The following is a 15,603-nucleotide window of genomic DNA, read 5'->3' as shown; positions in this document are numbered from 1 at the left end:
CTAGGAGGGTGCTTTTTAGAAATATTCGCATATTACAAGAGAATTGAGGTTCATACTTAGAGACTAAACTAGCCCTAATAACTGAAAAAGAACTTAATTAGCAATGGACATCACATATTTTTTTGGCGTCGTGCCATACTTTTTCTTAAAAGCGGCAATAAAATGGCTCGAGGTACTATACCCCACTTTGAGTCCAATTTCATTGACATTATGTTTTCCGGCTTCCAGCAGTTTTCGTGCATGTTCCATTTTATAGTCGAACAAAAAACTATACACCGAGTCGCCATAAATCTGTTTAAACCCTTCTTTTAGCTTTTTAAGGCTTAGTCCGATCTCTTCGGAAAGTTCTACAAGCGTTGGAGGTTCCGCCATTCGGGCTATCATTATTTCTTTCGCCTTTCGGATACGGCTCACATTATCCTCATCGACTAGAAACGGGCATTGCTCGATGTCGGCATCGGTACTTTTGTTGAAATAGAGCGCAATAAGTTCATACACCTTGCCTTTTATATAAAGTTCTTTTATTGATGGATGCAGATTATAGTTCATTATCTGGCTGAGCACCACGGCGATCGCCGGTGATACTCCTTCTTGGGAGTAATATTTTTTCTCTTTATACTCATCGCTCAAAAATGGAATATAGTCTGCCTCACGCGAGAAAAGGGAGTGGAATTTTCGAATGGTCATGACAACGGACAACATCCAAGAATTCGAGGCCAATTCAAGGTTCATGGGCAAATCCAGCTGTGTATTATAAAGTAGCAATGAATTTTCCTCGGTTACCTCCAAGGCATATCGCCCATCATTAAAAATAAACTTGGCTTGACCCTTCAAACAAAAATGAAATTGAATGAAAGAACTATCGATATCACGCGTAATTTTTTGAATATCAGAGGTATCATTTTGGATTTTCAATACATAAAATCCATCCTCAATAAGCACCTCATCAAATGAACCTTTGGCGATACTTTTTTTATCCATTTTTATATAAATATTTTATTTTTTATTTAGAAGCGTTCTAAATAAAAAATACCCTAAGCGTAATGATTCCTATAAATTTACGGATTTTACCAGCAAAGATGTCGAAAAAGGTTCAAAAAGTCATAATCCGATACTTATTGTTCCTCTAGCGTTGTTTTTATTCGTTCATTGCTTTTATTTTTGTGTCCGTTTGCATGGATACATGAAAGACTACCACATTTCAAGACACAACTCATTTTACACCATTGGCCTCAATTACAAAAAGGCAGATGCCGAGGTACGCGGAAAATTTAGTGTTGACGATGCCGGTATGGAGCAAATTTTGCTAGGTGCCAAATCGCAAGATATCGATGGCCTCTTGATTACCTCGACTTGCAATCGAACAGAACTTCATGGTTTTGCCCAACATCCGTTCCAGCTTATTAAACTGTTGTGTGATACTACACGGGGCACGGTCGAAGAATTTCAAGAGGTTGCCTATGTTTATAAAAACAATGAAGCCATCAACCATTTGTTCCGTGTCGGCACTGGATTGGACAGCCAAATCTTGGGTGATTTCGAAATTATCAGCCAATTACGGCAAAGTTTCAATCGCTCTAAAAAGCATGATCTTGCTAACCCGTTTATCGAGCGACTCTGCAATTCGGTCATTCAGGCGAGCAAGCGCATCAAAAACGAAACCGAAATTTCCTCGGGCACAACCTCGGTAGCTTTTGCTTCTGTTCAATACATTCTTAAAAACGTTCCTGACATTTCCGAGAAGAACATTCTACTCTTCGGTACGGGCAAAATAGGCCGCAATACGTGTGAGAACTTGATAAAGCATACCAAGAATCCACATATTACCTTGATCAACCGTACCAAGGACAAGGCCGAAAAAATTGCGGGAAAATTCAACCTACTGGTCAAGGACTACGGTGACCTGCAGGCCGAAATACGCAAGACCGATGTACTCGTCGTCGCTACCAGCGCGCAATCGCCCACCATTTCAAAAGAGTTGATCTATCCTAAAAAACCATTGCTCATTCTTGATCTTTCCGTTCCGAAGAATGTTTCCGACAATGTTCTTGATCTGCAAAATGTGACCGTTATCCATTTGGATCACTTATCGCAAATGACCGATGAGACTTTGGAGCGGCGCAAACAATTCATTCCGCAGGCGGAAGAAATCATTCAAGAAGTGAAAAATGATTTCATACAGTGGTTGGAAACCCGAAAGTTCGCTCCGGTCATCAAGGCCTTGAAAAAGAAATTAAAGACCATGAAGGAAGAGGAGCTCGACTACCAATCCAAAAAACTGGCTGATTTTAACTCGGAGCAAGCCGATGTTATTTCCGATCGCATTATTCAAAAGATCACCAAACAATTCGCCAATCATTTAAAAGATTCGAATACGGATGCGGATGATAGCCTAGAACTCATTCAAAAGGTGTTTCAACTTGAAGTGAATCCACGATGAGCAAGGTCATACGCATTGGCACCCGCGATAGCGAATTGGCGTTATGGCAAGCAAACACCGTTAAATCGCAATTGGAAGCGCTAGGTCATAAGACCGAGCTTGTTCCCGTGAAAGCTACCGGAGACCTTGTGCTCGACAAACCCCTTTATGAACTCGGCATAACAGGCATTTTTACCAAAACCTTGGATGTTGCGATGCTCAAAGGCGAAATCGATATTGCCGTGCATTCTATGAAGGATGTACCAACGGCACTTCCTCAAGGTATCGTTCAGGCCGCCGTCTTGGAACGCGCTAACTATTGGGATATTCTTGCCTTCAAAAAAAACGAGGAATTTTTGGCACAACGTGAAGCTATTATCGCTACCGGAAGCCAGCGCCGTAAAGCACAATGGCTCAACCGCTACCCAACCCATACCGTTGTCGATCTACGGGGCAATGTAAACAGTCGCTATGAAAAATTAAAAAATAACGATTGGAACGGTGCCATTTTTGCCGCTGCCGGACTCGAACGTATCGGGCTTGAACCTGAAAACACCATCGGACTCACCTGGATGGTGCCCGCACCGGCGCAGGGTGCGATCATGGTCGTAGCCATGGAGAACGATGATTTTGTACGAGATGCTTGCTCAGAACTCAATCACGAACCGACGGCCATCTGTACCAAACTAGAGCGTGAATTTCTACGTATTTTGGAAGGAGGATGTACTGCTCCCATCGGTGCCCTTGCGACCATCGACAAAGAAGACGAAATAACCTTAAAGGGTGTGCTTTTAACCGTTGACGGAAGCAAAAAATTGGAAGCCGAATTTAAAGCTCCTATCGGAAAACACGAAAATCTCGGCCGTGACTGCGCAAACAGTATGCTAAGTCGTGGTGGGAAGGCCTTGATGAACAAATTGGTCGGAGTGAACATCGGCGCCCAAATTTTTTCGACCAAAAAACTGACTTCCGATCAGCTACAGACATTCAATAATGGTATTCGGGTCAAATCCGACGACTTTATCAAGATAAGTCCGAACCGTATTTCCACCGCCGTGTTGAAACGAGAAATGACGAACGTGATTATTACCAGTCAAAATGCGGTCGAGGCCATCTTATCGAACGTAAGCGCCGATCAATTGAACTTCAAAAATATCTATTGCGTTGGGCGAAAGACCAAACGCTTGATAGAACGCCGTATAGGTCCGGTAAAACATCAAGAAAAAAATGCAAAAAAACTGGCCGAATATTTAGTCGAATATATAGAAGGATTGGGGGTAACCTATTTTTGCAGCAATTTGCGAATGGAGGATTTACCAAATATCTTGACAGAAAATAATATTGAGGTAACTGAAATCGAGGCGTACGAGACCAAACATTCCCCTTCAAAAATCGATGATACCGTAAAAGGGGTTCTATTTTTTAGTCCGTCTACCGTCGAGAGTTATTTGTTAAAGAATAAGCCTGATAAGATCGCCTACTGTATCGGGGAGACCACCGCCAACGAGGCGCGAAAGCATTTTGATGATGTTCGAGTGGCGAAAATTCCCGATGTGGAAAGTTTGATCGAGTTGGTTAATGAAAGTTATAGAAGTTAGCTGTTGGCTGTTGGCTGTTGGCTGTTGGCAAATAAAGTATGAGAGATTTTAGAAAACTCGATATCTGGAAGAACGGCATTCAAATCGTTAAAGAAATTTATAAATTATCCGATAAGCTGCCTGCTCAAGAAAAATTCGGCCTTCGTAGTCAAGTTACACGAGCGGCCGTGTCCATTCCCTCAAATATTGCCGAAGGGTGTAGCAGAAATAGTGAAATAGAATTCAAACGTTTTTTGGAAATTGCAATAGGTTCTCTTTTTGAAGTAGAGACCCAACTTATTATAGCAGTTGAATTGGGTTTTATTTCTAAAGAAGGTTTGAAAAGTGCATTTGACCTTCTCGATAAAGAGGCAAAAATGCTAAATAGTCTAATTCGTAAAATCAAAAATAGCCAATAGCCTAAGGCTAAAAGCTATCTGCCAAGTATGATAAAAAACGACCTATTCCTAAGAGCCCTAAAAGGCGAAACCGTAGACCGCCCACCAGTTTGGATGATGCGCCAAGCCGGCCGTTATCTTCCTGAATTTATGGAAATCAAGGAGAAATATGATTTCTTCACACGCTGTCAAACTCCTGAATTGGCTTCAGAAATCACGGTACAGCCCATCCGTAGATATGGTATGGATGCCGCTATTCTTTTTTCCGATATTCTGGTAATTCCTCAAGCAATGGGCATCGAGGTACAAATGAAACCCAACTTCGGACCGTATTTGCCAAATCCTGTTCGAGATGAAAAAGGAGTGGATCGCGTTATCGTTCCCGATGTTAATGAAGAACTTGATTATGTTATGCAGGCCATTAAGGCGACAAAAGAAAAGTTGAACGATGAAGTGCCGCTTATTGGCTTTGCCGGTTCACCGTGGACCATATTGTGCTACACAACCCAAGGCCAAGGCAGTAAGACCTTTGACAAGGCCAAGGAGTTTTGTTTCACACAACCTGTAGTTGCCCATGAGATGTTGCAAAAGATTACCGATACGACAATTGCTTATCTGAAGGCCAAAGTCAAAGCTGGTGTCAATGCCGTCCAGGTTTTCGATTCTTGGGGAGGTATGTTATCCCCAAGCGATTATAAAGAGTTCTCTTGGCAGTACATTCAACAGATTATCGATGCTTTAAAAGACGAATCCCCGGTTATCGTTTTCGGAAAAGGTTGTTGGTTCGCCCTGGGCGATATGGCAAAATCAGGAGCTTCCGCCCTTGGGGTCGATTGGACGTGCTCCGCACGCAATGCCAGGTATTTGACCGGAGGGAATATCACACTTCAGGGCAACTTCGATCCGGCTAGGCTATTGTCACCTCCTTCCGAAATCAAAAAGATGGTTACCCAAATGATCCATGAATTTGGGAAGGATAAGTATGTGGTAAACCTAGGGCACGGTATTCTGCCCAATATTCCCGTTGAAAATGCGAAGGCTTTTATTGATGCTGTGAAGGAGTGGAAAGAAGCTCCCTAGCCCCGCCACAGGCGGGAGAACTACAACTCGGACGTAGTCCCCTCCTAGCCTCCCCCAAGGGGAGGGACAAAAACTAGAATGTTTCAAACCATTCGAAGGTTTTAAAATATTGCAAAGAGTAAACTCCCTCCTTGAGAGGGACCTGCCTGCCGGCAGGCAGGTTTAGGGAGGTCTCTCCAATACAAAAGTTGAAAAAATTACAATGATTGCAGAATTTGAAAATTACACCATCGAACCCATCCATGAAAAATATGCATGGCGGATCTGCGATTTTGTTACGGTGAACGCTGATCGGTTAAAGCGCTTTTTTCCAAAAACTTTGGAGCAAAATCTGACTCCCGATTTATCAAAATACTTCGTCGAAAAGAAGGTCAAGCAATTTTCGAACAAAGAGGAATTCCTTTTTGTTCTCAAGGAAAAGGAAAACCGAACCGTAATTGGTCTGGTCTATATCAAAAAAATGGATTGGCAGCGACAACAGGCCGAGCTGGCCTACTGCATCGGTTATCAATATGAAGGAAAAGGTTGGATGACCCAATCCACCAAGGCACTCTCTACTTATGCATTTGAAAAACTTGGATTGAAGACCCTTCAAATCATTGTTCACGAAAGCAATTTAGCGAGCATTAAAGTTGCGGAAAAATGTGGCTATATTTGGAAAACTACATTGCTCAAAGAACATACCCCGCCCCATGAACCTGCTTTGGATATGGAGCTTTATGAGTTATACGCATGAAAGACAAATTCTACCAATACATCCAAACCCTCCAAGATACCATCACCTCAAAACTCGAGGAAGTAGATGGAGAAGCCAAATTTCGTGAAGATATTTGGAAGCGGCCGGAAGGTGGTGGGGGCCGTTCGCGGGTTATTGAAAATGGAGCAGTTTTCGAAAAAGGCGGAGTCAATATTTCTGCCGTTCACGGCGAACTCCCTAAAAGCATGCAAACCTATTTTGGTGTCGAAGATGCAGATTTCTTTGCCTGTGGATTGAGTTTGGTCATCCACCCAAAGAGCCCAATGGTGCCGACCGTACATGCAAATTGGCGTTATTTTGAAATGTATGACAAAGAGGGGAATATTGTAGATCAATGGTTTGGAGGCGGACAAGACCTTACTCCCTATTATCTGTTCGATGAAGATGCGGTTCATTTTCATTCCGTTTGTAAAAGGGCTTGTGATGCACACCATCCTGAATTTTATCCTACCTATAAAAAAAAGTGCGACGAATACTTTTGGAATAACCATAGAAATGAAGCCCGAGGCGTAGGCGGACTCTTTTTCGACTATTGTAAAGCAACGGGAGATATGGGCATGCAAGACTGGTACAACTTTGTAACCGAGGTGGGGAACAGTTTTCTGGAAGCATATATACCTATTGTTATAAAACGTTCAGCTATCGGTTTTACAACGCTTCAGCGTGATTGGCAAGAAATCCGCCGGGGTCGTTATGTGGAATTCAATTTGGTGCATGATAAGGGCACTCTTTTTGGTCTGAAGACTAACGGTCGTATCGAAAGTATTTTGATGAGCCTTCCACCACATGTACAATGGCGTTATGACCATCATCCCAAAAAAGGAAGTGAGGAGGAGCGTTTGTTGGCCACTCTCAAAATGCCGAAAGAATGGGTTTGAGAAAATGGATTTTTTGTTTTAGTGCACTTTTTAGCTCTGCTTCCTTTTCCCAAAATGTCGAAGACTATATTCGAACGTTCCCAGAGAAATTGACTACACGTATCGGCATTCAGAATACTTCGAACAGCTTTATCCTTACTGATATTGAGAACAATGAGATAATAGAACTCATACCCAATGACAAAACTTATTTGGGGCTTTCGGTGCTGTTCAGATCTGTTGAAATCGATTTGGGATATGCCCCTAATTTCTTCTCCGAGAATCAAGACAATAAAGGATCTAAATTGTTCACGCTGAATTTTCGCATGTTCTTGGGCAAATGGATGCAAACCTTGGACTTCTACAATCAAAAAGGGTTTTTTGCGATTACCAATGACGAGACTTTGCCCTTTCCTGAATTCGGTACATTAAAAGTAGGAGGTTCTACAAGTTACATTTTCAACAAACGCTTCTCGTTCAGAGCGGTTGGTTTCCAGAACGAATGGCAAAAGAAAAGTGCGGGTAGTTTTATCCCGAGTTTTACCTTCTATTACACTCGCTTTCGTCTTGATGAAGACGGTCAGCAAACCAACGACCATTCGTACAACCTTGCCATTGGCCCCGGGTATTATTACAATCTTGTAATTGGTCGACATTTCATTATCGGGGCCGGTGCGACCGTCGGAATAGGCGCGAATTTTACGCGATCGGAAGGTGAAACGGTGACCTCTAGTTTGGCTCAAGTTATATTACGAACCGTAATCGGCTACAACTCAGAACGTTTTTTTACCGGAATAAATTTCAGTGTCCAGACATTGGGACAAGGAGACGACCAAACTGCCCGATTAGATGACTATATTACTTTCGCAGAACTTTATCTTGGATATCGTTTTAATGCCCCAAAGAAATGGATAGAGAAAGCAAATCGTTTTAATAAAAAATACGGGTTGGATTGAAAAAATTAATGCCTTACTACTTTATATGCTCGTCGGTTTAATCGTTGCTTGTAATACCAAAAAATCAAAAAGCGATATCGATGTCATCTTCACCCAAGACACTTTAAATGTGGGCTACACCTATTGGTGGCCACAAGACGGGCCTTTTATTGGTAACTGTGGCGAAGAGCTTTCCCTGGTATTTACCGGAACTATAACAAGCTTGGAAACACCTACTGATGACCCAGGCCCCTTATACACTTCGCAAAGGGGAATTATAGAGCTAGAAAAAGTTTTCAAAATCAAGGATTTGGACGAAAGCACCTATGCCAATCAAAAATTCTTCTCGACCGATTGTTTTCATGAATCCGGTTTGTCAATGGGCGACCAAGTATTGGTCTTTTGTTACGATTATGAAGGTGATTATAGTATTCCTGGTAGAAAATCCATTTTAAAAATCAATGGTTTCGACGACCCCTTGATCCAATCGTTTCGAAAATATATAGATGCCGACCAAAATCCCATCGAACTTAAAGATGATATCGGTCTTTGGGCAGAACGAGGATTTGGCCAAGACTTGCAACGAATTATAGCCTGCAAAAAAGAAATGGACCGTATTCACTAATGTCAATCTCTCCTCGTAAACCGCCCAATAATCCATATCTTTAACTTGGTAATTGACCATGAAATAATGAAACTGACCCTATATCAAGTTGATGCTTTTACGGAAAAACTATTTTCGGGAAACCCGGCCGCAGTTTGTGTATTAAACACTTGGTTGAATGACAAGATCATGCAACAGATCGCCATGGAAAACAATTTGGCCGAGACCGCATTTTTGGTCAAAAAATCCGAGCATTATGAAATTCGCTGGTACACCCCTGAACTTGAGGTCGACCTTTGCGGTCATGCTGCCTTGGCCTCGGCTTATGTCTTGTTCCGTTTTATTGAAAAGAATGTCGCGAAACTTGATTTCTATTCTCCCAGAAGTGGCATATTGAACGTTGAGAAAAGTGACGATGGTTTTTTGACCTTGTATTTTCCTAGGGATGAAACAACAGAAGTAGCCGAAGTAAAAGAGATAACAAAGGCAATAGGTGCAGAACCTATTAAAACCATACAAGGAAAAACGGACTATCTTCTAATTTATGGTTCGCAAAAGGAAATCGAAGAAATTACTCCGAATTTTCATTTGCTCGATCAATTGAATTGTCGCGGAGTCATTGTTTCCGCACCCGGCAATGAGGTTGATTTTGTTTCACGTGCTTTTTTTCCGCAATGTGGTATTCCCGAAGATCCCGTAACGGGTTCGGCTCACACGACCCTGACCCCTTATTGGTCCAAAGTTTTGGGGAAGACCAAAATGACCGCAAAGCAGTTGTCGCCAAGGGGTGGAGACCTGATTTGTGAATATCTCGGTTCACGGATCAAGATAGCCGGAAAAGCCATTCTTTATTTGATAGGTGAAATAAATATCTAATTTAAAACAAGCATTAAATCATGTATCCACTTCGAAGAAATAGAAGACTCCGCTCCAATGATGCCATTCGACATTTGGTTCGCGAAACCATAATAACGCCCAGCGACTTTTTGGTCCCACTTTTTGTGGTGGAAGGAAAAGGAGTAAAGGAAGAAATTCCCTCAATGCCCGATTACTACCGATTAAGTCTAGACAACCTTGAAAAAGAGGTCAAAGAACTTTGGAGCCTAGGACTTTGTGCCGTACTTCTCTTCGTAAAGGTGCCCGATAATCTAAAAGACAATAAAGGTTCGGAAGCCTTGAACCCAAACGGACTGATGCAATTGGCCATCAAAACCGTCAAGAATGCTTGCCCCGAGATGTTGGTCATGACCGATGTTGCCCTCGACCCCTATTCTTCTTTTGGTCACGACGGCATCGTACAAGACGGAAAAATATTGAACGACGAGACTTCCGAAATTTTGGCCGAGATGAGCATTTCACATGCCCAGGCCGGCGCAAACTTCGTGGCTCCCAGCGATATGATGGATGGCCGAATTCTTACCATTCGCGAAGCCCTCGAAGAAGAAGAACTCTATGATACCGGTATTATGGCCTACAGTGCCAAGTATGCCAGTGCTTTTTATGGTCCATTTCGTGATGCCTTAGATTCGGCTCCTGTCGATATGAAAAATGTGCCCAAGGATAAAAAAACCTATCAAATGGACTCGGCAAACCGATTCGAGGCCATTAAGGAAACCCAGATGGATATCGAGGAAGGTGCCGATATCGTCATGGTAAAACCCGGACTCTGTTATTTGGATATCGTTCGTGAAATCAAAAATGAGGTCGATGTGCCGGTGGCAGTCTACCAAGTAAGTGGTGAATATGCCATGCTCAAAGCGGCGGCCGAAAAAGGATGGTTCGACCATGATGCCGTAATGATGGAGCAGTTGATCGCCATTAAAAGGGCCGGGGCGAATATCATTGCGAGTTATTTCGCAAAGGACGCAGTGAAGTTGATGGGATAGTCTTTGCTGGCGTCATTCAGAGCGTAGCGGACCAATAATCGTATGAAAAATATAACCACCATACTAATTTGCTTGTTTTCTTTTGTTCTAAAAGCCCAAGAAAACGCATCGGTCGACCTCAACCTATCAATGGCCGACGAATTAATTTATGCCCACCCATCTTCCATGGGCCTCGACCCCACATACATCCACATCAAAGTCGATTCTATCATAACGAACGGTATAAAGCAGGAGGCTTTCCCTGGGGCGCAAATATTGGTGGCCAAAGAAGGAAAAATAATCTTTCACAAAGCATACGGATTTCACACCTACGATTCGCTTCAACCAGTCGGTTTGGAAGACATCTACGATTTGGCTTCCGTAACCAAGATTATAGGACCATTACCCGCTATCATGAAGTTGGTCGACGAAGGAAAACTTGATTTGGACAAACCCTTTAGTACCTATTGGAAACCTTGGCAGAAAGTCGAAAATAAAAAAGACCTCACTCTGCGGGAAATCTTGGCACATCAAGCGGGTTTGACCCCATATATTGTTTTTTTGAACGAAGTCATCAAAAAAAATGGCAAGATCAAAAGGCGGTTTGTGCGAACCGTACCAACTAATAGGTTTAAGTACGAAGCCTACGACGGACTTTTCGTCAAAAATAATTTCAATCGAAAAATGTACCGCCTCATAGACCGCTCTTCGGTCGGTGAAAAGAAATACAGGTATTCAGGACTTACATTTCTGATATTCCCTGAATTAATTGAACAACTTACAGGACAGTCGTACGAATACTATTTGGAAAAGAATTTTTATCTCCCCTTGGGTGCAACGACCTTAGGATTTCGGCCCATGACCAAGAACTATCCGAATAATATTGTGCCTACTGAAATCGACACGCTATTTCGCCATACGTTGACGCGAGGTTGGGTACATGATGAAAACGCATCGCTTTTGGGCGGAGTTTCCGGTAATGCGGGACTCTTCGCCACCGCCACCGACCTTGCGAAGGTTATGCAAATGTATATGCAGTACGGTAGCTATGGAGGAAAACGGTATATATCCGAAGAAACGATAAAAGGATTTACGCAGGTTCAATATCCCGAAAACGATAATCGAAGGAGCTTGGGGTTTGATAAACCTTCACTGAACAATTCAGAATTATCACTTAAAGATTCGTATCCCGCGCCTGAGGTGGGTAATGATAGTTTCGGACATAGTGGATTTACAGGTACTTTCGTTTGGGCGGACCCTGAAAACCAATTGGTATATATATTCTTATCCAACCGTGTTTATCCGAGCAGGGAACATTCCAATATCTATACGTTGAATATTCGGTCGGCGGTACAACAGATATTTTATCAAGGTAACCTTGCTTCCGATTAATCTCATTCGGTTCTTGTCGAATTCGTATCTTAGTGCCACAAAAAACGATACATGGGGTTACTCGTATTCTACGCACTTATTTCCATCTTTTTTTCTTTTCTGTGCTCTATTCTAGAAGCCGTGCTTTTGAGCATAAATCCTACTTTTGTCAACCTGAAAAAAAAGGAGGGAAAATCGTATGCCCTTACCCTTGAAGCCTTAAAAAAAGATGTCGATAAACCGTTAATCGCCATTTTGACCCTCAACACCGTCGCCCATACCGTGGGAGCCATTCTCGTAGGTGTACAGGCGAAGGTCGCCTATGCCCAAATGTACGGTAGTACTACCCGATCTATTTTAGGTATTGAATTTACCGAAGATCTTATGGTCGGCGTGGTTTCAACCCTAATGACCATTCTTATTCTGGTCGCTTCCGAGATAATCCCGAAAACCATTGGGGCAACGTATTGGCGTCAATTGGCCAACTTCACCGCCAAAACACTCAAGATCATGGTCTTGATGCTCAAATGGACGGGGCTTCTTTGGATCTTACAGCTTTTTACCAAACTGGTAGGTGGCAAAGGTCATCATGGAAGTGTGCTGAGCCGCGAAGACTTCACGGCCATGACCGATATCGCGCATGAAGAAGGGGTATTCGAAAAATCGGAATCGACCATAATCAAGAATCTGTTGCGTTTTGAAGAAGTTTTGGTGAAGGACGTGATGACTCCCCGGGCGGTCATGAAAATAGCCTCCGAGAAAAATACGATAAGCGAATTTTTTGAGGACAATCCTAAAATGCGCTTTTCCCGAATTCCGGTACACGGAGAAAAGATGGACCATATCGAGGGATTTGTACTCAAGGACAATATTTTGGAGGAAATGGTCAATGGCAATGGAGAAGTTCCACTATCCGAAATCAAACGCGAGATTTTGGTCACAGAACGAAATACACCGATTCCCAAACTTTTCGACACCTTGATCAGCAAGCGAGAGCATATAGCACTGGTGGTCGATGAATATGGATCGGTAAGCGGATTGGTTACTATGGAAGACATCATAGAAACACTTCTAGGGCTCGAGATTATGGACGAAAGCGATAGCGTCGCCGATCTACAGGAACTGGCCCGAAAAAATTGGGAGACCAGGGCACAACGCTCTGGGGTTTTGGAAAAGAACAATAATAAAGAGTAATGGAAAAGGCCTTTATACAAACCCCCTTGGGCATTGCCAAAATCGAGGGTGATGAAGATGGCCTAAGTGCCATTACCGTTCTTGATACTTCGGAGGAAATCACTAAAATCATCCCAGAAGCGCTAGAGGATGCCATGTACCAGCTACAGGAGTATTTCGAGGGACAACGAAAAGTCTTTGATCTTGAACTTAATCCCGAAGGTACTGATTTTCAACGAAGGGTCTGGGAAGCCCTTTTGAATATTCCCTTTGGAAAAACTGTCTCATATCTGGAATTATCCAAAACCCTGGGCGATGTCAAAGCCATTCGAGCTGTCGCAGCGGCAAACGGAAAGAATCCGTTATGGATTATTGTTCCCTGCCATCGAGTCATCGGCAGCGACGGTTCGTTAACCGGGTATGCTGGCGGATTGCACCGTAAAAAATGGCTTTTGGAGCATGAGAGTCCTGTAAAACAGCAGTCCTTGTTCTAATTTTTTCAGACCAAGCGGTCTGTTCAGGTGTTTATCGATGATTTATTATTCCAATTCTTTACATTTCGTCGATAAAGCCATGTAAATTATAGGGGTTTTAATTTAAAAACTCTTTTTCTTAACAACAAAAACCGACTTTGTAGTTGGTTCCATAGTAATTGGGCATTTTACCGTTGGGATGACAAAATCCCTATAAACAGGGTAGGGTCTAATCGTTGTTAGGAGTACATTTGTTGTACTGATTTTAAAAAAGATACTATGGCATTCCCTTCAATCAAAGAAATCTCCGACAAGGCGCAAGGTGCTTTTAAGCGTTTTCCGGTCACCTTGATTTGGGCGGTTTTCGGCAGTTTTTATTGTATATATCACATCGGAAACAACGCAAACAATTTTTTTGACGACCACCTCGATGTCTTTTTGACCCTGATTTTAGGGGTCAGTTGGCTTATCGGGATCCAATTCTATATCGAGCAGCGCGGCGATATGAAAAAGTGGCAGTTTTCGAAGTTGGTGGTACTCGTGCTTTTGTTCCTATTTTATTGGCACTTGCCGGATGTAGAACGTATTGAGGACAATCCCATATTTTTAGGTCGTTTCTTTCTCTATTTCATCGCCGGACATCTATTCGTGTTTTTTGCGCCCTTCATAGCGAAATGGGACAAGGCCTCGTATTGGAACTATCTCAAGTCCATTGCCTTCGCCATTGTACGTAGTGCCCTCTTTTCAGGGGTGCTTTACCTCGGCCTTGTTTTTGCCTTGCTGGCCATCGATTCATTGTTTAATGTGCATATTCCCGGTGAGCGGTATGGACAACTCTTTATTTTTTGCTTGGGTATTGTGAATACGTGGATCTATCTCTCCGATTTTCCAAAAAATATACTGGAGAATATGACCATTCACTTTGACAAGGCCTTGGAAGTATTTGTAAAATATATCTTGATTCCCTTGGTAATGCTTTACATCGTTATTCTATATGCGTACAGCATCAAGATTCTATTGCAATGGGAACTTCCCCAAGGTTGGGTCTCGTATCTGGTCACCGCTCTGGCCATTCTGGGTTTTGTGGTACAGGTCATCATTAATCCTGTACAAAAAACTATAAAATCATGGACGATCAACAGTTTCTATCCATGGTTCTATATTTTATTGCTGCCGCTTATCGTATTGCTGTTTACGGCCATCTTTAGACGTATTGCGGACTATGGCATTACCGAAAACCGATATTTTGTATTGATTATTGCCTTCTGGATCCTGGGGATTTCGCTCTACCTCTTATTTGGCAAAGGCAAAAGTCTAAAAGTGCTGCCCATATCCTTATTTATACTGGCCCTGGCATCAAGTTTTGGGCCTTGGGGCGCATTTACCGTATCAAAAAACAGTCAGGTAAGCCAGTTCAAAAAGGTGTACGAACAGGTAAAATCAAACAACAAGGTGGCGACCTTTAAAGAATATGATCAACTGAAATCCATCTTGAACTACCTTGACGACCGAAAGGCACTTTCCCGATTGGACGAAACCACGCAGATTTCCTCGGAAAATGCCATAAAAGATACGGTTAACGCAAAGTTCAAGGATTACGGCTATCTCGAAACCGAAAAAATATTGGATTCATTGGGGATCTCTATAAGTGCCGAAGAATTGAGCTATAATAATCCTAATGGCACGTACTATAATTATTATGGCGACCACTATTCAAACATGACCTATGATATCAGCGCATATCAATATCTATCGACCCTTACTTTCAGTAGTCATGCCAAGGATAACATGAAAATAGGCGATTATACCGTTCTATTTGATACAGATGTGGTTTCGCTTTCCTTAAGGGCAAATCAAGACAGCCTAAAAGTTCTGGATATGCCCCTCAAACAAAAGTTGCTCGATTTGACCCAACATGGACCCGACCTGGGTCAATTGGATGTCGAAGAAATGACCCTGGAATTCAAAAATGATAGTATTTTGGTACAACTTATTTTTACCGATTTGGGATTCAATAGAAGTAAAGATTCGATTATCATTAATCATTCACGAGCCTATATGTTTCTAAAACAAGAATAATAAATTTCTTACCTT

General features: G+C 42.4%; 15 protein-coding genes. 14 read left to right on the top strand and 1 reads right to left on the bottom strand.

Translation table 11 applies throughout. The features are described 5' to 3' along the window. Positions 1-93: 93 nt before the first annotated feature. On the bottom strand, positions 94-981 hold the full coding sequence (locus N8A86_RS09580) for a helix-turn-helix transcriptional regulator (protein WP_273568861.1): 888 nt from the start codon (positions 979-981) through the stop codon (positions 94-96). 202 nt (positions 982-1,183) lie between these two features. Between N8A86_RS09580 and hemA the strand changes: the two genes are divergently transcribed. The 14 genes from hemA to N8A86_RS09510 all read left to right on the top strand — a co-directional run bounded on the left by hemA (position 1,184) and on the right by N8A86_RS09510 (position 15,588). Next, on the top strand, positions 1,184-2,440 hold the full coding sequence (gene hemA, locus N8A86_RS09575) for a glutamyl-tRNA reductase (RefSeq protein ID WP_273568860.1): 1,257 nt from the start codon (positions 1,184-1,186) through the stop codon (positions 2,438-2,440). Beyond that, positions 2,437-4,017 carry a hydroxymethylbilane synthase gene (gene hemC / locus N8A86_RS09570; protein ID WP_273568859.1) on the top strand — a complete coding sequence of 527 codons (1,581 nt, stop codon included), beginning with the start codon at positions 2,437-2,439 and terminating at the stop codon, positions 4,015-4,017. Before hemA ends, hemC begins: the two co-directional genes overlap by 4 nt. A 38-nt stretch (positions 4,018-4,055) precedes the next feature. Continuing rightward, entirely contained in the window at positions 4,056-4,415 is a 360-nt protein-coding gene (locus N8A86_RS09565) for a four helix bundle protein (RefSeq protein WP_273568858.1), read from the top strand. A gap of 27 nt (positions 4,416-4,442) precedes the next feature. Next, entirely contained in the window at positions 4,443-5,474 is a 1,032-nt protein-coding gene (gene hemE, locus N8A86_RS09560) for a uroporphyrinogen decarboxylase (RefSeq protein WP_273568857.1), read from the top strand. A 202-nt stretch (positions 5,475-5,676) separates the two neighbouring features. Then, complete coding sequence (locus tag N8A86_RS09555; protein WP_273568856.1) at positions 5,677-6,210, top strand: GNAT family N-acetyltransferase; 534 nt, start codon at positions 5,677-5,679, stop codon at positions 6,208-6,210. Beyond that, positions 6,207-7,109, top strand: coding sequence for an oxygen-dependent coproporphyrinogen oxidase (gene hemF, locus N8A86_RS09550; RefSeq protein ID WP_273568855.1), 903 nt, complete (start codon positions 6,207-6,209; stop codon positions 7,107-7,109). Before N8A86_RS09555 ends, hemF begins: the two co-directional genes overlap by 4 nt. Beyond that, a complete protein-coding gene (locus tag N8A86_RS09545; RefSeq protein WP_273568854.1) occupies positions 7,100-8,044 on the top strand; it encodes a DUF4421 family protein in 945 nt (314 codons plus the stop codon). The genes hemF and N8A86_RS09545 overlap by 10 nt, the downstream gene beginning before the upstream one ends. A gap of 25 nt (positions 8,045-8,069) precedes the next feature. After that, positions 8,070-8,648: a hypothetical protein gene (locus N8A86_RS09540; RefSeq protein ID WP_273568853.1), complete on the top strand. Its 579-nt coding sequence runs from the start codon at positions 8,070-8,072 to the stop codon at positions 8,646-8,648. Between the two features lie 66 nt (positions 8,649-8,714). Further along, the gene (locus N8A86_RS09535) at positions 8,715-9,503 is read left to right on the top strand and encodes a PhzF family phenazine biosynthesis protein (RefSeq protein WP_273568852.1); all 789 of its coding nucleotides are present in this window, start codon (positions 8,715-8,717) and stop codon (positions 9,501-9,503) included. A gap of 20 nt (positions 9,504-9,523) precedes the next feature. Next, on the top strand, positions 9,524-10,513 hold the full coding sequence (gene hemB, locus N8A86_RS09530; protein ID WP_273568851.1) for a porphobilinogen synthase: 990 nt from the start codon (positions 9,524-9,526) through the stop codon (positions 10,511-10,513). A gap of 42 nt (positions 10,514-10,555) precedes the next feature. After that, positions 10,556-11,884 carry a serine hydrolase domain-containing protein gene (locus N8A86_RS09525; protein ID WP_273568850.1) on the top strand — a complete coding sequence of 443 codons (1,329 nt, stop codon included), beginning with the start codon at positions 10,556-10,558 and terminating at the stop codon, positions 11,882-11,884. Positions 11,885-11,935: 51 nt separating this feature from the next. Next, entirely contained in the window at positions 11,936-13,057 is a 1,122-nt protein-coding gene (locus N8A86_RS09520; RefSeq protein ID WP_273568849.1) for a CNNM domain-containing protein, read from the top strand. Further along, positions 13,057-13,530: a methylated-DNA--[protein]-cysteine S-methyltransferase gene (locus tag N8A86_RS09515; RefSeq protein ID WP_273568848.1), complete on the top strand. Its 474-nt coding sequence runs from the start codon at positions 13,057-13,059 to the stop codon at positions 13,528-13,530. The genes N8A86_RS09520 and N8A86_RS09515 overlap by 1 nt, the downstream gene beginning before the upstream one ends. A gap of 258 nt (positions 13,531-13,788) precedes the next feature. Beyond that, positions 13,789-15,588, top strand: coding sequence for a DUF4153 domain-containing protein (locus N8A86_RS09510; RefSeq protein ID WP_273568847.1), 1,800 nt, complete (start codon positions 13,789-13,791; stop codon positions 15,586-15,588). The last annotated feature ends 15 nt before the right edge of the window (positions 15,589-15,603 follow it).

The sequence above is a fragment of the Maribacter halichondriae genome (assembly GCF_027474825.1).
Classification (GTDB): domain Bacteria; phylum Bacteroidota; class Bacteroidia; order Flavobacteriales; family Flavobacteriaceae; genus Meishania; species Meishania halichondriae.
This window is presented reverse-complemented; position numbering and strand designations above follow the sequence as displayed.